The 18,875-nt window shown below is 69.5% G+C and carries 18 protein-coding genes and 1 pseudogene; 11 read left to right on the top strand and 8 right to left on the bottom strand.

The features are described from left to right. Positions 1-3: 3 nt before the first annotated feature. The 4 genes and pseudogenes from oiaK (at position 4) to ABGI63_RS21745 (ending at position 3,605) form a co-directional block, all read left to right on the top strand. Complete coding sequence (gene oiaK / locus ABGI63_RS21760; RefSeq protein WP_349744594.1) at positions 4-1,368, top strand: 3-oxo-isoapionate kinase OiaK; 1,365 nt, start codon at positions 4-6, stop codon at positions 1,366-1,368. Further along, positions 1,365-2,096, top strand: coding sequence for a transcriptional regulator NanR (locus tag ABGI63_RS21755; RefSeq protein WP_349744593.1), 732 nt, complete (start codon positions 1,365-1,367; stop codon positions 2,094-2,096). The genes oiaK and ABGI63_RS21755 overlap by 4 nt, the downstream gene beginning before the upstream one ends. 2 nt (positions 2,097-2,098) lie before the next feature. After that, positions 2,099-2,518, top strand: coding sequence for a hypothetical protein (locus tag ABGI63_RS21750; protein WP_349744592.1), 420 nt, complete (start codon positions 2,099-2,101; stop codon positions 2,516-2,518). 62 nt (positions 2,519-2,580) lie between these two features. After that, positions 2,581-3,605 (top strand): annotated as a pseudogene (locus ABGI63_RS21745) (DUF3616 domain-containing protein). A 5-nt stretch (positions 3,606-3,610) separates the two neighbouring features. On the opposite strand, the gene ABGI63_RS21740 reads toward ABGI63_RS21745, so the two are convergent. After that, positions 3,611-4,027, bottom strand: a complete 417-nt coding sequence (locus tag ABGI63_RS21740) for a PaaI family thioesterase (protein WP_349744591.1) — start codon at positions 4,025-4,027, stop codon at positions 3,611-3,613. Between the two features lie 56 nt (positions 4,028-4,083). Continuing rightward, positions 4,084-5,658 (bottom strand): ABC transporter substrate-binding protein, encoded by a 1,575-nt coding sequence (locus tag ABGI63_RS21735; protein ID WP_349744590.1) that lies wholly within the window; start codon positions 5,656-5,658, stop codon positions 4,084-4,086. 200 nt (positions 5,659-5,858) lie between these two features. Between ABGI63_RS21735 and ABGI63_RS21730 the strand changes: the two genes are divergently transcribed. Beyond that, positions 5,859-7,955 (top strand): protein-disulfide reductase DsbD family protein, encoded by a 2,097-nt coding sequence (locus tag ABGI63_RS21730; protein ID WP_349744589.1) that lies wholly within the window; start codon positions 5,859-5,861, stop codon positions 7,953-7,955. 40 nt (positions 7,956-7,995) lie between these two features. After that, positions 7,996-8,610, top strand: a complete 615-nt coding sequence (locus tag ABGI63_RS21725) for a thioredoxin family protein (protein WP_432767456.1) — start codon at positions 7,996-7,998, stop codon at positions 8,608-8,610. Between the two features lie 6 nt (positions 8,611-8,616). Here the strand turns inward: ABGI63_RS21725 and ABGI63_RS21720 are convergent, their stop codons facing one another. From ABGI63_RS21720 to ABGI63_RS21710, 3 genes are all read right to left on the bottom strand, one after another. Next, positions 8,617-9,231 carry a ProQ/FINO family protein gene (locus ABGI63_RS21720; RefSeq protein ID WP_349744588.1) on the bottom strand — a complete coding sequence of 205 codons (615 nt, stop codon included), beginning with the start codon at positions 9,229-9,231 and terminating at the stop codon, positions 8,617-8,619. A 96-nt stretch (positions 9,232-9,327) separates the two neighbouring features. Continuing rightward, positions 9,328-10,971: a diguanylate cyclase gene (locus tag ABGI63_RS21715; protein WP_349744587.1), complete on the bottom strand. Its 1,644-nt coding sequence runs from the start codon at positions 10,969-10,971 to the stop codon at positions 9,328-9,330. Between the two features lie 80 nt (positions 10,972-11,051). Then, a complete protein-coding gene (locus tag ABGI63_RS21710) occupies positions 11,052-11,267 on the bottom strand; it encodes a hypothetical protein (RefSeq protein ID WP_137944707.1) in 216 nt (71 codons plus the stop codon). Positions 11,268-11,483: 216 nt separating this feature from the next. Between ABGI63_RS21710 and ABGI63_RS21705 the strand changes: the two genes are divergently transcribed. Next, complete coding sequence (locus ABGI63_RS21705) at positions 11,484-12,047, top strand: thymidine kinase (protein WP_349744585.1); 564 nt, start codon at positions 11,484-11,486, stop codon at positions 12,045-12,047. Between the two features lie 9 nt (positions 12,048-12,056). Here the strand turns inward: ABGI63_RS21705 and ABGI63_RS21700 are convergent, their stop codons facing one another. Then, complete coding sequence (locus ABGI63_RS21700; protein WP_102766008.1) at positions 12,057-12,293, bottom strand: hypothetical protein; 237 nt, start codon at positions 12,291-12,293, stop codon at positions 12,057-12,059. 176 nt (positions 12,294-12,469) lie between these two features. Here ABGI63_RS21700 and ABGI63_RS21695 point away from each other — a divergent pair, with 176 nt between their 5' ends. Then, complete coding sequence (locus ABGI63_RS21695; RefSeq protein WP_349744584.1) at positions 12,470-13,585, top strand: ATP-binding protein; 1,116 nt, start codon at positions 12,470-12,472, stop codon at positions 13,583-13,585. Here ABGI63_RS21695 and ABGI63_RS21690 read toward each other — a convergent pair. Then, a complete protein-coding gene (locus ABGI63_RS21690) occupies positions 13,572-14,330 on the bottom strand; it encodes an enoyl-CoA hydratase/isomerase family protein (RefSeq protein WP_349744583.1) in 759 nt (252 codons plus the stop codon). The genes ABGI63_RS21695 and ABGI63_RS21690 overlap by 14 nt on opposite strands. Positions 14,331-14,628: 298 nt before the next feature. Here ABGI63_RS21690 and ABGI63_RS21685 point away from each other — a divergent pair, with 298 nt between their 5' ends. The 3 genes from ABGI63_RS21685 to ABGI63_RS21675 are packed head-to-tail and all read left to right on the top strand — an operon-like array spanning position 14,629 to position 18,194. After that, complete coding sequence (locus ABGI63_RS21685; protein WP_349744582.1) at positions 14,629-15,666, top strand: branched-chain amino acid ABC transporter permease; 1,038 nt, start codon at positions 14,629-14,631, stop codon at positions 15,664-15,666. A gap of 13 nt (positions 15,667-15,679) precedes the next feature. Beyond that, positions 15,680-17,458 (top strand): branched-chain amino acid ABC transporter ATP-binding protein/permease, encoded by a 1,779-nt coding sequence (locus ABGI63_RS21680; protein ID WP_349744581.1) that lies wholly within the window; start codon positions 15,680-15,682, stop codon positions 17,456-17,458. 1 nt (position 17,459) lies between these two features. Beyond that, positions 17,460-18,194 carry an ABC transporter ATP-binding protein gene (locus tag ABGI63_RS21675; protein WP_349744580.1) on the top strand — a complete coding sequence of 245 codons (735 nt, stop codon included), beginning with the start codon at positions 17,460-17,462 and terminating at the stop codon, positions 18,192-18,194. Here the strand turns inward: ABGI63_RS21675 and ABGI63_RS21670 are convergent. Continuing rightward, the gene (locus ABGI63_RS21670) at positions 18,154-18,840 is read right to left on the bottom strand and encodes a Pr6Pr family membrane protein (RefSeq protein ID WP_349744579.1); all 687 of its coding nucleotides are present in this window, start codon (positions 18,838-18,840) and stop codon (positions 18,154-18,156) included. The genes ABGI63_RS21675 and ABGI63_RS21670 overlap by 41 nt on opposite strands. Positions 18,841-18,875 lie beyond the last annotated feature (35 nt).

Genomic DNA, 18,875 nt, shown 5'->3' with positions numbered 1-18,875 from the left:
GTGATGGCTGAAGGCAAGACCTGGCCCCCTGGCCTGCTGCTGAGCTACTACGGCGACGATTTCACCGGCTCCACCGATGTGATGGAGGCCTTCACGGCCGCCGGCGTGCCGACCCTGCTGTTCCTGCGCCCGCCGACGCCCGAGTGGTTGCAGCGCTTCCCGGGCCTGCGCTGCGTCGGCCTGGCCGGCCAGTCGCGCGGCCAGAGCCCCGCCTGGATGGATGCGAACCTGCCGGCCGCCTTCGCCAGCCTGGCCGCGCTCGGTGCACCGCTGCTGCAATACAAGATCTGCTCGACCTTCGACTCCTCGCCCGCCGTCGGCTCGATAGGCCGCGCGATCGATCTCGGCGTGCCGCTGATGCCCGAGGGCCGCTGGTCGCCGATGGTGGTCGGTGCGCCGCGGCTGGCGCGCTACCAGGTGTTCGGCCATCTGTTCGCGGCCGTCAACGGTGTCGGCCACCGGCTGGACCGTCACCCGACCATGTCGCGCCATCCGGTCACGCCGATGGCCGAGGCCGATCTGCGCTTGCATCTGGGCGCGCAGACGGCCCGACGCATCGAGCTGGTCGATATGGTGCGGCTGCGCCAGGGCGCGGATCTGCAGCGCCTGCTGGGCGAGGATAGGCCCGAAGATGTGCCGGTCGTGCTGATCGATGTGCTGGACGAGGAGACCCTGGCCGAGGCCGGCCGGCTGATCTGGCAGCAGCGCGGCGCGGGGCTGTTCAGCGCCTCGTCCTCGGGCCTGCAGTACGCGCTGGCCGCGCACTGGCGCCGCGAGGGCCTGCTGCCGGCCCAGCCAGGGCTGCCGGTGGCCGCACCGGTGGACCGCATCGCCGTGGTCAGCGGCAGTTGCTCGCCGGTCACCGCGGCCCAGATCGCGCGGGCCGCTCAGCAGGGCTTTGCCTGCGAGCGGCTGGACCTGCCGCGCCTGCTGGCCTCGCCCGAGGCCGAGATCGAGCGCGCCGTGGCCGCCGCGCTCAAGGCGCTGGCCGAGGGGCAGAGCCCGCTGGTCTATTCGGCCACCGGCCCGGACGACCCGGCCGTGCTCAGCTTCGACGCGGCGGCCGCCGAGCAGGTGGGCCGCGGCCTGGCCGCGCTGATGCGCCGGCTGCTGGACCGCGCGCCCCAGCGCCTGACGCGCATCGCGGTGGCCGGCGGCGACAGCTCGGGCGCGGTGGCCAGCGCGCTGGACATCGCAGCCTTGAGCGTGGTGGCAGGTCTTGCCCCCGGTGCGCCGCTGTGCCGCGCCTGGTCCGACCACAGCGCACGCGATGGCTTGGAGATCGTGCTGAAGGGCGGCCAGATGGGCGGCGTCGACGTCTTCGCCGATGTGCGGCGTGGCCATGTGTTAAGTTCCGCCGCGCCATGACAGCCGCCGAATCCCCCATCCACCGTCGCAAGCTCTACCAGGAGGTGCTGGACCGCCTGATGGAGCGCATCCGCAGTGGCGAGATCGCGCCGGGTGCGCAGCTGCCGGCCGAGCGCGAGCTGATGGAGTTCTACGGCGTCGGCCGGCCGGCGGTGCGCGAGGCCCTGCAGGCGCTGGAGCGCTCGGGCATCGTCGAGATCAGCCACGGCGAGCGGGCTCGCGTCGTCGTGCCGACGGCCGGCAGCCTGATCGAGCAGATCGCCGGCGGCGCCCGTCACCTGCTGCATATGCAGCCGGACAGCCTGGAGCATCTGAAGGAGGCGCGCATCTTCCTGGAGACCGGCATGGCCCGCCTGGCCGCCGAGCGGGCGACCGAGGACGACATCGCGCGGCTGCGCCAGCGCCTGGACGAGCACCGTGCCTCGATGGCCAATCTCGGCAAGTTTCTTGAGTTCGACATGGCCTTCCACCGCGAGATCGCCCGCATCAGCGGCAACCCGATCTTCCCGGCCATCGTCGAGGCCTTGTTCGGCTGGGCCAGCGAGTACTACCAGCCCCTGGTGCGCGCCCCCGGCGCCGAGGAGCTGACCTTGAGCGAGCATCGGCGCATCGTAGAGGCGATTGCCGCCCGCCAACCGGCCGCTGCCGAGCAGGCGATGCGCGAGCACCTGACGCGGGCCAATGCGCTGTATCGCCAGCTTGGCGTGGCCGGCAAGCCGGAGCGATGAGCATGATGTCGCCGTTGCAACAAGAGTGGACCCTGCTGCAGCAGCAGCACGAGCAATACGAGCGCGGCGCGCTGCTGATCAAGCTGGCCGGCGTCGCGCTGTTCGCGCTCGGTCTGGCCTGGCGGCTCGGCCCGCACTGGCTGGGCCTGGTGGCGCTGCTGCTGTGGGGGCAGGAGGCGATGCTGAAGACCTACCAGGCCCGCATCGCTGCGCGCCTGCTGTGCGTCGAGCAGGGCCTGCTGCCGGCCACCGCGCCGGATCGGCAAGCGCTGGCGGCCTTCCAGCTGCACAGCGAATGGGCCGCGTCCCGGCCCGGCGGGCTGGCCCTGCTGGGCGGCTATGTGCGCAGCGCCTGCAAGCCGACCGTGGCCTTTCCGCACGCGCTGCTGCTGCTGGCCAGCCTCGCGCTGACCCTGCGCTGAAAGCCTGCGGCCCGCGTGCGGGCCTGTTGCATGATGGGGGCCTCGTTTCCTGGAGCCTCCTCATGCCCCAATCCCGCAGCGCCAATGCCGTTCGCCTGGAATTCGCCTCGGCCTCCCTGGTTCACAGCAATCTTTCCGGTGCGGCCTTCAGCGGTGATTTCCTGTGGGTGGCCGGCGATGAGGCCTGCGGTATCGACCGGCTGCGCCGGCTCCAGCCGGTCGGGGCCGAGCGCCTGCGCTTCGGCGAGGCCCGCGACTTCTCCCTGGCCGATCTGGAGGGCCTGGCCGTGGCCGACGACTGGCTCTGGCTGGTCGGCTCGCACGGGCTCAAGCGCAAGAACATCAAGCCCGGGCGCGACGATGTCGAGAACGCCAAGCGCCTGTCCAAGCTCTCGCTCGACGGCAACCGGCGCCTGCTGGCCCGCCCTGCCTGGTGCGCGAGGCCCGCGACGGCCGCCGCGCGCAGCGCCTGAAGGGCGATGCCGAAGGCAACCAGCTGAGCCGGCTGCTGGCCGATGACCCGCATATCGGCCCTTTCATGGCCATCCCGGGCAAGGACAACGGCTTCGATATCGAAGGCCTGGCGATTGCCGGCCAGCGCCTGCTGCTGGGCCTGCGCGGCCCGGTGCTGCGCGGCTGGTCGGCGCTGCTGGAGATCGAGGTCGAGGCGCGTGGCGAGCAGCTGCGGCTGCTGCCCTTGGACGAGCAGGGCAGCCTGTATCGCAAGCATTTCCTGCAGCTGCAGGGGCTGGGCGTGCGCGATCTGCATTTCAGCGGCGATGATCTCTACATCCTGGCCGGGCCGACCATGGTGCTGGACGGGGAGATCCGCCTGTTTCTATGGCCGGGTGCGCGCGCCGCGCTGGCGGCCAACAGTGTGCCGGTGCGCTTCGAGGCGGCCGCCTTGAGCGAAGCCATCACCTTGCCCCATGGCCAGGGCTGCAACCGCGCCGAAGCGCTGTGCGCCGTGCCGCCCGAGCTGCTGGACGGCAAGAAGGCCGACTGGCTGGTGCTCTACGACGCGCCGGGCGAGGACCGCCGCGACGGCGAGCTGACGGTGTTCGGCGATCTGCTGCGACGCGCCTGAACCGCTCAGGCCTTGGGGTAGAGAATCATCTGCGTGCAGCGGAAGACCGCCAGGGTCTTGCCGCTGTCGCGATGCTTGACGACGGCGTCCCAGACCTGGGTTGTGCGGCCCAGGTGCAAGCCGGTGGCCTGGCAGTCCAGCATGCCCTCGCGCGCCGTGCCCAGATGGTTGGACTTCAGCTCGACGGTGGTGAAGTTCTGTGCGCCCTCGGGCAGGCTGGCGATGCAGCCATAGCCGCAGGCGGTGTCGGCCAGGGTCACGAGGCTGCCGGCATGCAGATAGCCGTTGGGCGCCATCAGGTGCGGGGCCACGGCCAGCTCGGCGCTGACCGCGCCCGGCGCGATGGCGGTGATCACGATGCCCAGATGGCCGGGCAGCTTGCCTTCGCCGCGTTGATTGAACTGCTCGGGGGTGGGCGTCATCTTAGGGTGATCCTGTGGGCGGTCGGGACCGCCATTGTGCCGCCCGACCGGTCTTTTTACTTTGCGCCCACCGTCACCCAGCGCACCTCCAGCCAGTTGTCGGGGCGGTGCACCACCGCGACATGGCTGCGCGCGGCCCACGGGATGAACTGGCGGTGCAGCGGGATGTAGTGGACCTGCTCGGCCTGGCGCTTGAAGACCTGCTTGATCAGGGCCTTGCGCTTGTCGGCATCGGGCTCGACGCTGGAGGCGGCGGCCAGCGCGTCGAGTTCGTCGTCCTTGAAGTTGCCGCGGTTGTACTCGCCGACGCCCTTCTCGCCGCGGTTGCGGTAGTGCGAGGTGAAGATGCTCTCGGGGTCGGTGATCGAGCCGCCCCAGCCGAACAGATAGATCGAGGTGTCGAGCTTCTCGACCTTGTTGAAGAACTGCGCCTTCGGTTGGGCCAGTACCTTGGTCTTGATGCCGATCTTGGCCCATTGCGAGGCCAGGGTCACGCAGATGCGCTCGTCGTTGACGTAGCGGTTATTCGGGCAATCGAGCTGCACCTCAAAGCCCTGCGGATAGCCGGCCTCGGCCAGCAGCTTCTTCGCGGCCTCGGCGTCAAAGGGCAGGCGGCGCTCGATCTCGGGGTCGTTGAAGCTGCCCAGCGGCGAGGGCACGACGGCGCCGGTGGGCGCGGCCTGGCCGTTCATCAGCTTGGTCTTGATGGTCTCGATGTCGATGGCCTGGTAGAGCGCGCGGCGCACGCGCTGGTCCTTCAGCGGGTTCTTGCCCTTGACGCTGCTGTAGAGCAGCTCGTCGCGGCCCTGGTCCAGGCCGAGAAAGATGATGCGGTTCTCGGGGCCGTTGATGACCTTGACGCCGGGGGTGACGGCCAGCTTCTCCAGATCGCGCGGCGAGGGGTCGAGCACGAAGTCGACCTCGCCCGAGACCAGGGCGGCGGTGCGGGTCGCGTCGCTCTTGATCGGCGTGTAGACGATCTCCTGCACATTGCCCTCGATCTTGCCCCAGTAGGCCGGGTTGCGCTTGTAGACCGTCTTGTTGTCCGGCGCGCGGCTGACCAGCTGGAAGGGGCCGGTGCCATTGGTGTTGAAGGCGGCGTAGCTCTCTTCCTTGTTCGCGAAGTCCTGGGTCTTGGTGGCCTTGTTGGCCTCGGCCCAGCCCTTGCTCATGATGTAGAGCGTGTTGATGTGCTCCAGAAAGATCGGGTTGACCTTGGGCAGGTTGAACTCGACGGTCAGCTCGTCGATCTTGCGCGCCGTGCCCAGCGCATTGGCGTAGACGGCGATCTGCGAGCTGGGCTGCTTGGCCCGCTCCAGCGAGAACACCACATCGTCGGCCGTCAGCGCGCGGCCGTCATGGAACTTGACGCCGGGGCGCAGCTTGAAGGTCCACTTCAGCGGGCCGTTCTGCTTCCATTCGGTGGCCAGCTGGGGCACCAGGGTCAGCTGCTTGTCGCGCGCGATCAGGAACTCATAGACCTGGCCGTTGAACACATTGGTCAGCGACTCGTTCTGTGCATAGGGATCCAGGGTCAGCGGATCGCCGGCGCCGGCCCAGCGCAGGGTCTGGGCCTGGGACAGCAGGGCGGCGCTCAGCAGGCTCAGCGCCAGCAAGGTCTTCTTGGTCAACACAGCTCCTATGAATATCGGTCAGCCAGTCTACGCAGAGCCGCCGGTCCGCATGCGCGCAATGCCTATTTGCTTATGCGCATAGCGCGCAAAGCGGCTTGGCGGGGCGTCACAAGCGCATCGAGAAGCTCACCGATACTCAGGGTCTTCCGTCATCCCCTAGAGTGCAGGGCCATTTCCCGGCGCTCCGGCAGACCCGCATGATTCTTGTCGTCCGTCTTTTGTTGTCCTGGCTCGCCCTGAGCTTGTTGCCCCTGCTGGCCGCCGCCCAAGGGGCCGTCGTCACCACCGAGCAGGTGCGCGCCGAACTGGTGGCCCATGCGCCCGAGGGCCTGGAGCCCGGCAAGCCGGCCTGGCTGGGCCTCTTGATCAAGCATCAGCCGCATTGGCACACCTACTGGCGCAATCCCGGCGATTCCGGCCTGCCGACGCGGATGGACTGGCAGCTGCCGGCCGGTGTCACGGTCGGCGAGATCCAGTGGCCGACGCCGCAGCGCCTGCCGGTCGGCCCGCTGGTCAATTACGGCTACGAGGGCGAGTTGCTGCTGGCCGTGCCGCTGACCATAGGCCCCGAGTTCAAGGGCGGCAGCCTGAAGCTGCAGATGCTGGCCGACTGGCTGGTCTGCAAGGAGGTGTGCATTCCGGAGTCGGGCGAGTTTTCGCTGGACCTGCCGGCCGCCGCCGCGACCGCCGGCCATGCGGCGCAGTTCGAGCGCGCCCGCGCCGGCCTGCCGCAGGCGCTGCAGGCCCGCATCGCGGCCGCAGTCGAGGGGCCGCAGCTGGCCTTGCGCATCGACGGTCTGCCGGCCGCCTGGCGCGGCCGCGAGTTGCAAGCCTTCCCCGAGGAGGCCGGTGTGTTCGACCATGCCGCCGCGCCGACCCTGCAATGGGAGGGCGAAGTGCTGAAGCTGCGCCTGCCGCTGTCGGCCCAGCGCAGCGAAAGCCCGGCGGCCCTGCAACTGGTGCTGCGTCCGGCCGGTGAACCCGGCGCGCGCCTGGCCTATGCCGTCGCGGCCTGGCCGGCCGGCGTGGCCGCCGCGCCGGCGCCGGCGCTGCAGCCGGTCACGGCGCTGGTCGAAGAGCCACCCCAGTCGGTCGGCCTGGCGCTGCTGCTGGCCTTTGCCGGCGGCCTGCTGCTGAACCTGATGCCTTGCGTGTTCCCGGTGCTGTCGCTGAAGGTGCTGGGTTTTGCCCAGCATGCGACGGATCGGCGGGTGCTGGTGGCCGGGGGCCTGGCCTACACGGCCGGCGTGGTGCTGAGCTTTCTGGCGCTGGCCGGCCTGCTGCTGGCGCTGCGCGCCGGCGGGGCCCAGCTGGGCTGGGGCTTTCAGCTGCAGTCGCCCGGCTTTGTCGCCGCGCTGGCCCTGCTGTTCGGTGTGATCGGGCTGAACCTGCTGGGCGTGTTTGAGTTCCGCGCCGTGCTGCCGGGCAATCTGGCCGGCCTGCGCGCTGCCAACCCGGTGCTGGACCATGGCCTGACCGGCGTGCTGGCGGTGGCCGTGGCCTCGCCCTGCACCGCGCCCTTCATGGGCGTGGCGCTGGGCGCGGCGCTGACCCTGCCGACCTGGCAGGCGCTGGCCGTGTTTGCCGCGCTGGGCCTGGGCATGGCCGCGCCCTATCTGGCCGCCAGCCTGTGGCCGGGCCTGGCGCGTGCGCTGCCGCGGCCGGGGGCCTGGATGCGGCATTTCAAGGTGCTGATGGCCTTCCCGATGTTTGCCACCGTGCTGTGGCTGCTGTGGGTGCTGGGCCAGCAGGTCGGCATCGACGGTGCAGTGGCCCTGCTGGGCGTGCTGCTGGCGCTGGCGCTGGCGGCCTGGGTGTTCAGCGCGCCGGACCTGGCGCGGCGTGGCCGTCAGATCCTCGGCACGCTGTCGCTGGCCCTGGTGGCTGCCACCGTGCTGTGGGCCTGGCCGGCGCTGCGCGAGCCGCCGCCTGCCGCCTCGGCCGAGTCGTCTGCCCAGGGCTGGCAGGCCTGGTCGCCGGAGCGGGTGCAGGCCGCGCAGGCGGCCGGCCAGCCGGTGCTGGTGGACTTCACCGCCGCCTGGTGCGTGACCTGCCAGTTCAACAAGCGCAGCACCCTGGCCGACAGCCAGCTGCTGGCCGATATGCGGGCCAAGAACGTGCTGCTGCTGCGCGCCGACTGGACCCGCCGCGACGCCGCGATCACGCAGGCGCTGCGCAGCCTGGGTCGCAGCGGCGTGCCGGTCTACGCCGTCTATCTGCCGGGCGCGGCCGCGCCGCAGCTGCTGCCCGAGATCCTCAGCCTCGCCTCGGTGCGCGAAGCCCTGTCTCTCTGATCTTTGCTCCGACCCTCAACCTACCCTGGAGGTTTGCATGATGATGACGATGTCGAAGAAGACCTGGATCTCCGCCCTGCTGCTGGCAGGCGCCTCGCTGGCCCAGGCCACGGCCGTGGTCGGCCAGCCGGCGCCGGCCTTCAGCATCAGCGACAGCCAGGGCAAGACGGTCAGCCTGGCCGACTACAAGGGCAAGCATGTGGTGCTGGAATGGGTCAACCCCGGCTGCCCCTTCGTCAAGAAGCATTACGACAGCGGCAATATGCCGGCCACGCAGAAGAGCGCGGCCGACAAGGGCGTGGTCTGGCTGGCGGTCAGCTCGACCGCCAAATCGGCCAGCGACTATCTGCCGCCGCCGCAGCTCGAGGCCTGGCTGACCAGCAAGCAGGCGGTGCCGAAGGCCACCTTGATGGATGACGACGGCAAGCTCGGGCGCGCCTACGGCGCCCGCACGACGCCGCATCTGTATGTGATCGATCCGGCCGGCACCCTGGTCTATGCTGGCGCGATCGACAGCAAGCCTACGGCCAATCCGGCCGACATCAAGACCGCGACCAACTACGTCAGCCAGGCCCTGGGCGAGGTCCTGGCCGGCAAGCCGGTCAGCCGGCCGAACTCGACGGCCTACGGCTGCACGATCAAGTACGCCAGCTAAGCGCGCTCAAGAGCTCTTGTCGGTGCGCGGGCCGCGCGGACGGTCGCCACGCGGCGGCCCACGGCGGTCGCCGGGGCGTTGGTTCGGACGCTGATCCGGGCGTTGGCCGGGGCGAGCCTCGGGGCGACCCTCGGAACGATTGGCGCGCCGCGCCTGGTCTTCGATGGCCTCTTGCTTGGCAATCTCCAGCAGCCCGTCCAGCTCCTCGTCGGCCACGCCCTTGAGCGCGCAGAAGTTGGCGCGGGTCAGCGTGGTGATCTGGAAGTCGTGCAGCAGGCCGGCGCGGTTGCGGCGCTGCTGCAGCTCGAGCTCGCGGCGCTCGTCATTGAGGCTGCGGCGGCGCGCCAGCTCGGTGACGGCGGCCTCGCGGTGCTCGTCGGCCAGGTCGCCGGCCGGCTGGCCGTCGAGGTCGAAACGGTGCTTGGCCTTGCTCAGCGCGATCAGATAGGCGGTGCCGCCGGTATAGCGGCGCAGAAAGGCCGACAGCAGCTGCTTGCTGAACTGGCCCGGCGCGCGCTCCTGGATGTCGGCCTGGATGCGCAGCTTCAGCGGCTTGACCGGACCGTCGAACAGCGCCGGGAACTGGGCCTTCAGCGCCTGGGCGCAGGCGGCCGGGGACATGGCGCCGGCTTCGGCGGGCTGAGGTGACGGGGTGGACGACATAGAGCGGTCAGCAATCAACAGGAAAGGGCTGGATTGTGCCTGCTGCGCGGCCGCTCAGGCGCAAACGCGGTTGCGACCACTTTGCTTGGCCCGGTAGAGCAGGGTGTCGGCCTGTTTCATGCCGGCGCTCCACTGCGGATGCAGGGCGATATCGCAGACGCCCAGGCTGGCCGTGACCGCCAGCCCGGGCGCGATCAGGGCCCAGTCATGGGTGGCGATGGCCTGGCGCAGGCGCTCGCAGATCAGCACGGCGTCGTCCAGGCCGACCCCGTCCAGCGCGATCAGGAATTCCTCGCCGCCATAACGGGCGGCCAGGTCCTGGCTGCGGCAGTGCGCCTGCAGCAGCCGACTCAGCTGGCGCAGCACCTGGTCGCCGATGCTGTGCGAGAAGGCGTCGTTGACCCGCTTGAAATGGTCGAGGTCGATCAGGGCCACGCACAGCGCGCTGCCCGCACGGCGCGCGGCCTCGTGGCGCAGATTCAGATAGGCATCGAGGCGGCGCCGGTTCGCCAGGCCGGTCAGCGCGTCTTCCATCGCGTCGCGGCCCAGGGCCTCGGCCTGCTGCGTCAGCTCCCGATTGGCCTGCAGCAGGGCCTGGGCGTTCTGGCGGGCCGTCGCGGCCTCGGCCAGCGCGCGCTCAGTCTCCAGCCGCACCGACAGCACGCGGGCACGCTGCTGGGCGCTGTCCAGCGCCATCTCGCCACGCAGCGCGTGAAAGCGCTTGTAAAGCCGCAGCGCCTCGGCGAACTCCTGCTGCTGCTCGGCCATTGCCGAAGCCAGCTCGTACAAGCTCACCAGCTGGCTCTTGGCGCTGGCCGCCTCGCCGATTTCCAGGCCCTCGGCGGCGAGCCGGCGCGCCAGCGTCAGCTCGCCGGCCTCGCGGTACATGCGCGCCAGATACTGGGCCCGCTGCACCTTGCCGGCCTGGTCCTTGCGCGCGGCCGCCAGCTGCAGCTGCAGCTCGAAGGCCTCGATGGCCTCTTGCCTGCGGCCCAGCAAGGCCAGCGCGGAGCCCTGGTTGCTGCGTATCACCACCTGCACATGCTGCATGCCGGCCGCGACGGCGATCTGCAAGGCCTGCTCATTGAGTTCCAGCGAGCGTTCCAGCGCGGCCCGCGCGGCTTCGGTCTGCTGCTTGTTCAGCAGGGTCTCGCCGTGTTCGAGCTCGCGCCCGGCCAGATTGGTGCGCGAGATCGCGCGCATGCGCGGCACGCCGCTGTGCTCGGCCAGGGCCATCGCGCGCTGATGCCAGGCGATTGAGGCCTCGTCATTGCCCAGCTCGCCATAGACGATGCCCAGCTGGTTGTGGGCGTCGAACATCAGCTCGCTATCGCCACCCTGGGCCAGCGAGCGCATCGCCTCTTCGAGATCGACCAGGGCCTGGTTGTTGTCGCCGACGCTCCAGCTGACCCGTGCCGCCGCGACCCGGGCGCGCGCCTGCAGCTGCGCGTCGTCCAGCCCCTGGCTCAGGGTCAGCGCGCTGACGGCATGGGCGGCGGCGAGGTTGTGCTCACCCTGGCGCTGGGCCGCATGGGCCAGCCAGACATGGGCCTGCGCCTCGGCCGGCAGATCGGCGGCAGCCGTTGCGTGGCTCAGCAGCTCGGCGGCCAGCTGACGGCATTGCTCCCAGTTCTCGGCCGTGTAGGCGGCCTGCGTCGAGCGCAGCAAGGCATGCAGGGCAGGGTCCGGCGCGGCCATGGGCAAAAGAGTCGGCGAAGTGGACCCTGATGATAGGCGCGGCCGGCGCGGCACCGGGGCGGCGCGGCCGTCAAAAAGTCTCAGGCCGTGTCATCTTTGGGTTTGACACAGGCCGGTTTGCAGACCAGCTCGGTGCGGCCCAGCACACGCTTGGATTGCAGGCTGCTGGGCGGGCGGTGTTTGCCGCATTTGAAGCAGGAGCGTGTGTGACCGCTGCCGAGGAAGGGCGAACCGCCCAGTTTGGACTCATAGCGCAGCCCGTTGTCGCTGACGCTGGTGTAGGTGTCTTTGCTCATCTGTGGTGGCCCGCTCCAAGCCGGCCAGGTCCATGATGGATCCTGGCTTGATTACCTCTGACTTCTCACAACCCTCCAGCACATAGTAGGGCCCGGCGGGCCCGGCGGCTACCTCGCTTGCCCAGGGGTGATGTCATAAACCACCAATATCTGTGCGATTGGCGGCGGTGCCTGGGCGGATTTCGGGACAATCGGCGCTCCCAGAACGCGAGAGTCATGGCCAAACTGTTTTTCCGATATGCGGCGATGAACGCCGGCAAGTCCACCGCCTTGCTGCAGGTGGCGCACAACTACGAGGAGCGCGGCCACCGCGTGCGCATCTTCACCTCCCAGGTGGATGACCGCTACGGGCGCGGTTTCGTGACCTCGCGGCTGGGGCCGCAGCGTGCGGCCGAGCTGTTCGGCGCCGAGACCGACTTCCTGGCCGAGAACGCGGCGCAGCCGGGCGTGGCCTGTCTGCTGGTCGATGAGGCGCAGTTCCTCGCCAAGGCCCAGGTCTGGGCCCTGCACGAACTGGCCCATGTCCACAATGTGCCGGTGATCTGCTACGGCTTGCGGACCGATTTTCGCGGCGAGCTGTTCAGCGGCTCGGCAGCGCTGCTGGCGCTGGCCGACGAGATGGACGAGATGAAGACGATTTGCGACTGCGGCCGCAAGGCGACGATGAATGCGCGGCTCGACGCCGACAACCGCCGCATCACCGAGGGCGCGCAGGTCGAGATCGGCGGCAACGCCCGCTACCGGGCGGTCTGCGGGCGCTGCTTCCGGCTGACGGCGTGAGCGCCGGGCTCAGCCCTTGCTGAGTTGCTCGTCCAGTTCCTTGCAGCTGGGCGCGCAGACCGGCTGCGACTTGCCGAGGAGCTTCTTGGATTTCAGCATCGCCCGAGGGCGATGCTTGCCGCACAGAAAGCACGACATGGTGGCCGCGCCGAAGGAGGAGGTCGCCGCAAACGGCGAACCCGGTGCTTTAGAGCGGTAACGCAGACCATCTGCTTCGATGGTCGTTTTAGTACTGTCCTTGGCCACGCTGGTCCTGGGTAGTAAGAGAAAGGAATGCTCGCGACGGCGGGCGGCAAGCCGCTATTTTCGTCGATCTGGCCGTCACGCCCTGAGGGCGCTATTTTCCATCATGTGCGGGCCCTCCGGTGAAGAGTCGGGAAAGCACGGTATCGGCGCGGTGGCGGCTGCCTAGAATCGCGCCGATGGCCGCTCCCGACGATGTTCCCGCCACGACCACCGGCCCGACCGCCAGCGACTGCCTGGCCCAGGCCCAGCGCCATCTGTCCGAGGGGCGTTTGCGCGAGGCCCAGGCCCTGGGCGAGCGCGCGCAACAGCTGACCCGGCGCAGCGCCGATCTGCGCGGCGAGGCCGCTGCGGTGCTGATGATGGCCCAGGCCGAGCTGATGGGCTCGAATGTGCGCCAGGCCTGGCGCAGCAGCCGCAGCGCCGCCCAGCTGTTCCGGCGTGCCGCCGACGAGGCCGGTGAAGCCCGCGCGCTGGCACTGAACGCCAATGCCTGCAGCACCCTGGGCCACGGCGAGGAGGCCTTGGAGGTGGCGCTGCGCAGCACCGCGCTGGCCGATCGCAGCGGCGATCTGCGCCTGCGCGTGCTCAGCCACAACTATCTGGCCGTCGCGCTGATGTGGAACGCCGATTTCGACGCGGCCGATGCCGCCTTCGAGCGCACCTGCGCGCTCGCGGTGGACCTGGGCGACGACCTCACCGCCCGCTGGCAGCCGCTGGGCAACCGCTGCACCAGCGAGCTGTTCCGACAGTTCGGCCGCCGCCATCTGCAGGGCGAGGCGATCTCGCTGGAGCGCCTGGAGCAGCTGCTGGAGCCGGCGCGCGCGCTCGGGCCGCTGCGCCAGGGCGCGATGCTCAACGGCGCGTCGCCGGTGATCGCGATGCTGATCGCCGAGTGGCTGGAGGGTTTCGCGGCCTGCTGGTCGGGCCGGCTGGAGCCGGCACGGCGCCATCTGCAGCGCAGCTTCGAGCGGGTGCGCCAGCTGCGCTACTCGCCCTGGTTGCATGCCACCGTGATGTGGTTGCGCAGCGAGATCGCCTGGGCGGCCGGCCAGTGGGAGGAGGCGAGCCAGGCCGCCAACGAGATGATTGCGATCGCCACCCTGGTCGAGAGCGAGAGCCTGGCGGTGCGCGGCCATGAGCTGGCCGCCCAGGTCTATGCGGCCCAGGGCCTGCACCATCAGGCGGTCGATGAGCTGATGGCGCTGCGCCGGCGCGAGCAGGCGATCCGCGCCGAGAGCCTGGCGCACCGCAAGCAGGTCTTGCAGGAGTCGCTGCTCCTCAGCTCCCGCTGAAGCGGGGCGCGCGCTTGGCCTGCCAGGCGGCGACGCCCTCGGCCAGGTCGGCCGAGGCATTGGCGCGCTCGATATCGGCGCGCAGCGCGTCGGCGTCGAGCCGGCCCTCGGCGATCGCGTTCAGGTGTTGCTTCATGCCCAGCAAGGCCAGCGGCGCCATGCCGAGCAGGCGCTCGCACAGCGCAGTGCTGGCGGCGCTCAGGGCCGCGCCGTCGTCCAGCAGCTCGTCGAGAAAGCCGCAGTCCAGCATGGCCTGGGCATCCAGGGTCTGGCCGGCCAGCAACACGCGCTTGGCGACCTGCAGGCCCAGGCGCGAGACATAGCGCTCCAGACCGCCGCGATAGAAGTGCAGGCCCAGCCGCGCCGCCGGCACAAACATCTCGCTGCCGCGCACGCCCAGGCGGAAGTCGCAGGCCAGGGCCAGATCGGTGGCGCCGCCGTAGACGCCGCCCTGGATCGCGGCAATGGTGATCGGGCGGGCGGCCTCCCAGTCATTGCTGAGCGCCTCGAACAGCGCGCCGGCATCGACGCCGGGCACCGCAGCGATATTGAAGCCGCTGCAGAAGTGCCGGCCCTGGGCATCGAGCAACAGCACGCGGATCGCTGGGTCGGCATGGATCTGGCGCAGCTGCTCGCGCAGGGTCTGCAGATCGATCAGCTCCAGCCGGTTGGCGACCTGGGGGCGGCGCAGCGTGATGCGGGCGAGGGGGCCATCGATCTTCAGCAGGGGGCTGTGGGCGGGCATGGTGAGGCTTTTCTGTAGCGGCTTCGGGAAGGCGCGAGTCTAGGGCGCTGATCGCCCGATGTCCCAGCATGGTGCTGGGGTAAGCACCAATCGCCCCGGCTTGGGGCCTTGTTTGCACGCGGCGCGGGCAGGGCGCTGCCCGCTTTTGACACAGTGGCCAGCAGGGTAAAAGCAATTTCGACCGACTGGTCGGACGAAAGTTTGTCATTTGTCAATGCGGCCTCGCACTAGGGCTTCACTAGGGGTTTTTGTTTAGAGTGCGCCGAGACAGCCCAGCCCGGGCGCAGGTGGTGTGTTGATGGACTTCACGATTGCAAGCATCCTGATGCTGGACGGAGTGACCAACGGGGCGATCTACGCGCTCCTTGCCTTGGCCACGGTGCTGGTTTTTGCGGTCACCCGCATCATCTTCATCCCGCAGGGCGAGTTCGTCGCCTATGGCGCGCTGACGATGGCCGGCCTGCAGCTGGGCCACACGCCCGGCACGATCTGGTTCCTGCTGGCGATGGCGCTGGCGGTGGCGGTGCTGGACCTGGTGGCCGGCCTGCGCGCCGGCAAGCCGGCGGCCAGGCTGCTGCTGGCGGTGCTGCGCGCGGCGGCGCTGCCGGTGGCGATTGCGCTGTTCGCGCTCTGGGCCGCGCCGCAGAAGCTGGCGCTGGGCTGGCAGGCGCTGCTGACCCTGGCCATCGTGACGCCGATGGGCCCGCTGGTCTACCGCCTGGCCTACCAGTCGCTGGCCGATGCCTCGGTGCTGGTGCTGCTGATCGTCTCGGTGGGCGTGCACTTCGCGCTGACCGGCCTGGGCCTGGTGTTCTTCGGCCCCGAGGGCTCGACCAACCCGAGCTTCTGGGACGCCAGCTTCGAGCTGGGCCCGCTGACCTTGTCGGGCCAGACCCTGATCATCATCATGAGCGCGGCCTCGCTGATCGTGCTGCTGTGGCTGTTCTTCGAGCACAGCCTCTACGGCAAGGCCTTGCGGGCCACGGCGGTGAACCGCCTGGGCGCGCGGCTGATGGGCATCTCCAGCACCAGCGCCGGCCAGCTGTCCTTTCTGATGGCGGCTTTCATCGGTGCGCTGTCGGGCTTGCTGATCAGCACGACGACGACGATCAACTACGACAGCGGCTTCCTGATCGGGCTGAAGGGCTTTGTCGCGGCGGTGTTCGCCGGCCTGGCCAGCTATCCGGCCGCCGCCGTCGGCGCGCTGCTGGTGGGTCTGCTGGAGTCGTTCAGCTCCTTCTGGGCCAGCGCCTTCAAGGAGGTGATCGTGTTCACCTCCATCCTGCCGGTGCTGCTGTGGCGCTCGCTGCGCGACCCGCACAAAGACGAAGAATGAAGTGAGCACTACGATGCAAGCGCGCAAAATCCTCCCGCTGGCGGGCCTGGCCCTGCTGATCGTCCTGCCCCTGCTGCCGGTGCCCGAGTACTGGATCACGCAGATGAACTACATCGGCCTGTTCGCGCTGGTGGCGCTGGGCCTGGTGCTGCTGACCGGGGTCGGCGGCCTGACCTCCTTCGGCCAGGCAGCCTTTGTCGGCCTGGGTGCCTACACGACCGCGATGCTGAGCACCGGCCATGCCGTCTCGCCCTGGCTGGCGCTGATCGTCGGCCTGGGCATCACCTTGCTCGTCGCCCTGGTGCTGGCCCTGCTGACGCTGCGCATGTCGGGCCACTACCTGCCGCTGGCGACGATTGCCTGGGCGCTGAGCCTGAACTACCTGATGGGCAATATGGAGTTCCTCGGCAAGTACGACGGCATCCAGGGCCTGCCGGCGCTGGAGCTGTTCGGCTGGAGCCTGCGCGAGGGCCGGGCGATCTATTTCCTGATCTGGGCCTTCGCCATCCTGGCGGCGCTGGCGGTGCGCAATCTGCTGGACTCGCGGCCCGGCCGCGCGATCCGCGCGCTCAATGGCGCGACGACGATGGCCGAGGCCATGGGCGTCTCGACCTTCCGCTACAAGGTTCAGATCTTTGTGATCGCGGCGCTGCTGGCCTCGGTGTCGGGCTGGCTGTTCGCGCATTTCCAACGCACCGTGAACCCCAGCCCCTTCGCACTGAAGATGGGCATTGAGTATTTGTTCATGGCCGTGGTCGGCGGGGTCGGCACGGTCTGGGGGGCCTTCATCGGCGCCGGCATCGTCAAGATCATCGAAGACCAGCTGAAGGAAGTGCTGCCGGCCCTGCTGGGCAGCAGCGGCAACTTCGAAATCATCGTGCTGGGCGTGGTGCTGGTGCTGATGCTGAAGTACGCGCCCAAGGGGCTGTGGCCTTACATCACCGGCTTTGCTTCGCGCTGGCTGCCGGCCGCCGAGCGCGAGCGCGACTGGGCCGACGCCGCCCCGCTGGCCGCTCGGCCCAAGCCGCAGGCCGGCGAGCTGCTGCTCGATGTCGACAAGGTGCGCAAGCAGTTCGGCGGCCTGGTCGCCGTCAATGACGTGAGCTTCCAGATACGGGCCGGTGAGATCGTCGGCCTGATCGGCCCGAACGGCGCCGGCAAGTCCACCACCTTCAATCTGATCACCGGCGTGCTGTCGCTGACCAGCGGCGGCGTGAGCTTCCGGGGCCAGGCCATCGGCGGCCAGGCCTCGCGCGAGATCGCGCGGCGCGGCATGTCGCGCACCTTCCAGCACGTCAAGATGATTGCCGACATGACGGTGCTGGAGAACGTCGCGCTGGGCGGCTATCTGCGCAGCCGCAGCGGCGCGGCGCGCGCGATGCTGCGCCTGGACCGCGACGAGGAGCGGCGCCTGTTCAAGGAGGCCGAAGCCCAGCTGAGCCGCATCGGCATGGCCGGCCAGATGCACGAGCTGGCCGGCAATCTGGCGCTGGGCCCGCAGCGCCTGATGGAGATCGCCCGCGCGCTGTGCACCGACCCGGCCCTGCTGCTGCTCGACGAGCCGGCTGCCGGCCTGCGCCACAAGGAGAAACAGGCGCTGGGCGAGGTGCTGCGCCAGCTCAAGCGCGAGGGCATGAGCATCCTGCTGGTGGAGCACGATATGGAGTTCGTGATGGGGCTGACCGATCGCATCGTCGTGATGGAGTTCGGCACCAAGCTGATCGAGGGCACGCCCGACGAGGTGCAGGCCAGCCCCGCAGTGCGCGCGGCGTATCTGGGAACGGAGCATTGAGATGGCCAAGGACTTGCTGAACGTCACCAATCTGCACGCCGGCTACGGCCGCGCCGAGGTGCTGAGCGGGCTGAACCTGCGCCTGCCGCAGGGCGCGGTCGTCACCGTGATCGGCCCCAACGGCGCCGGCAAGAGCACCACGCTGAACGCGCTGATGGGCGTGCTGCCCGCCAAGGGTCAGGTCTTGTTCGACGGCGAGGACATCTCGACGCTGGGCCTGGAGGAGCGGGTCATGAAGGGCCTGGCCCTGGTGCCGGAGAAGCGCGAGCTGTTCACGACGATGAGCGTCGAGGACAACCTGGTGCTGGGCGGCTTCCGCCCGATGCGCCTGGGCCAGCGCGATTGGCGCGAGGGCCTGGAGAAGGTGTTCGAACTGTTCCCGCGGCTGAAGGAGCGCCGCGAGCAGTTGGCCGGCACCCTGTCGGGCGGCGAGCGCCAGATGCTGGCCGTCGGCCGTGCGCTGATGGCCCAGCCCAAGGTGCTGATGCTGGACGAGCCCAGCCTCGGCCTGGCCCCGCTGATCGTCAAGGAGATCTTCCGCATCGTCGCGCGCCTGCGCGACACCGGCGTGTCCATCCTCTTGATCGAGCAGAACGCCCGCGCCGCGCTGGAGGTGGCCGACTACGGCTATGTGCTGGAAACCGGCGAGATCGGGCTGGAGGGCCCGGCATCCGAACTGGCGCGCGACTCGCGGGTCATTGAGACCTATCTGGGGGCGGCGAAGAAGACAGCCTGAGCCGCCAACCGGCCACGGCCCGCAAGAACAGATGGGCCACCACAAAGCTCACTGCGATGCCCAGCGCATAGGCGCTCACGGCCAGTCCGCCACCGGCCTGATCGGGTCGCAGGAAGGGGTAGGGGTACCAGCCGGTGGCCGAGCCGCGCAGCATCACATAGATCAGATAGAGGGCCGGGAACAGCAGGGTCAGGCCCAGCGATCTCGCGCTGACCGCCAGGCCATGGTCGGCGGCCGGTGGCCGCAGCCACCAGTCCAGCAGCAGCGCGCAAGGCATCAGCGTGTGCAGCACGAAGTTGATCCAGGGCAGCAAGGCGCCCAGATCCACATTGCGCAGCAGCACGGCGAACACCAGGCCCACCACCAGCATATTGGCGATGGAGCGGGCACGCAGCCCTTGCCAGCCCGGCCGGGCCGCCAGGCGGCTGCTATTCAGCAACTCGTCCAGCGCCAGCACCAGCAGCATGCTGGCCGCCAGCAGATTGGACAGATTGGTGAAGTAGCTGAAGAAATTGACCGGGTCCATGCCCAGGCTCAGGTGGATGCGCAGCTGCCAGGCGATGGCGCCCAGCGTGAGCAGCGCCAGGCCCAGGCGCAGCAGCGGCTTCGTCGGGCTGAGGTCGGGCTTGCGGCTTGGGGCTTGCATCGGCGGCTCCGGACATGGTCACTGCATCGACAGGT

The sequence above is a fragment of the Roseateles cavernae genome (genome assembly GCF_040187885.1).
GTDB lineage: Bacteria > Pseudomonadota > Gammaproteobacteria > Burkholderiales > Burkholderiaceae_C > Roseateles_E > Roseateles_E cavernae.
The sequence above is the reverse complement of the archived record's forward strand: the minus strand, read 5'-3'. Positions and strand labels throughout refer to the sequence as shown.

Coding starts and splice junctions, on each gene's coding strand:
- oiaK (WP_349744594.1), top strand. CDS start 4: ATGGCTGAAGGCAAGACCTGGCCCCCTGGCCTGCTGCTGAGCTACTAC.
- ABGI63_RS21755 (WP_349744593.1), top strand. CDS start 1,365: ATGACAGCCGCCGAATCCCCCATCCACCGTCGCAAGCTCTACCAGGAG.
- ABGI63_RS21750 (WP_349744592.1), top strand. CDS start 2,099: ATGATGTCGCCGTTGCAACAAGAGTGGACCCTGCTGCAGCAGCAGCAC.
- ABGI63_RS21740 (WP_349744591.1), bottom strand. CDS start 4,027: ATGACGCCCACCCCCGAGCAGTTCAATCAACGCGGCGAAGGCAAGCTG.
- ABGI63_RS21730 (WP_349744589.1), top strand. CDS start 5,859: ATGATTCTTGTCGTCCGTCTTTTGTTGTCCTGGCTCGCCCTGAGCTTG.
- ABGI63_RS21725 (WP_432767456.1), top strand. CDS start 7,996: ATGATGACGATGTCGAAGAAGACCTGGATCTCCGCCCTGCTGCTGGCA.
- ABGI63_RS21720 (WP_349744588.1), bottom strand. CDS start 9,231: ATGTCCCCGGCCGCCTGCGCCCAGGCGCTGAAGGCCCAGTTCCCGGCG.
- ABGI63_RS21715 (WP_349744587.1), bottom strand. CDS start 10,971: ATGGCCGCGCCGGACCCTGCCCTGCATGCCTTGCTGCGCTCGACGCAG.
- ABGI63_RS21710 (WP_137944707.1), bottom strand. CDS start 11,267: ATGAGCAAAGACACCTACACCAGCGTCAGCGACAACGGGCTGCGCTAT.
- ABGI63_RS21705 (WP_349744585.1), top strand. CDS start 11,484: ATGGCCAAACTGTTTTTCCGATATGCGGCGATGAACGCCGGCAAGTCC.
- ABGI63_RS21695 (WP_349744584.1), top strand. CDS start 12,470: ATGGCCGCTCCCGACGATGTTCCCGCCACGACCACCGGCCCGACCGCC.
- ABGI63_RS21690 (WP_349744583.1), bottom strand. CDS start 14,330: ATGCCCGCCCACAGCCCCCTGCTGAAGATCGATGGCCCCCTCGCCCGC.
- ABGI63_RS21685 (WP_349744582.1), top strand. CDS start 14,629: ATGGACTTCACGATTGCAAGCATCCTGATGCTGGACGGAGTGACCAAC.
- ABGI63_RS21680 (WP_349744581.1), top strand. CDS start 15,680: ATGCAAGCGCGCAAAATCCTCCCGCTGGCGGGCCTGGCCCTGCTGATC.
- ABGI63_RS21675 (WP_349744580.1), top strand. CDS start 17,460: ATGGCCAAGGACTTGCTGAACGTCACCAATCTGCACGCCGGCTACGGC.
- ABGI63_RS21670 (WP_349744579.1), bottom strand. CDS start 18,840: ATGCAAGCCCCAAGCCGCAAGCCCGACCTCAGCCCGACGAAGCCGCTG.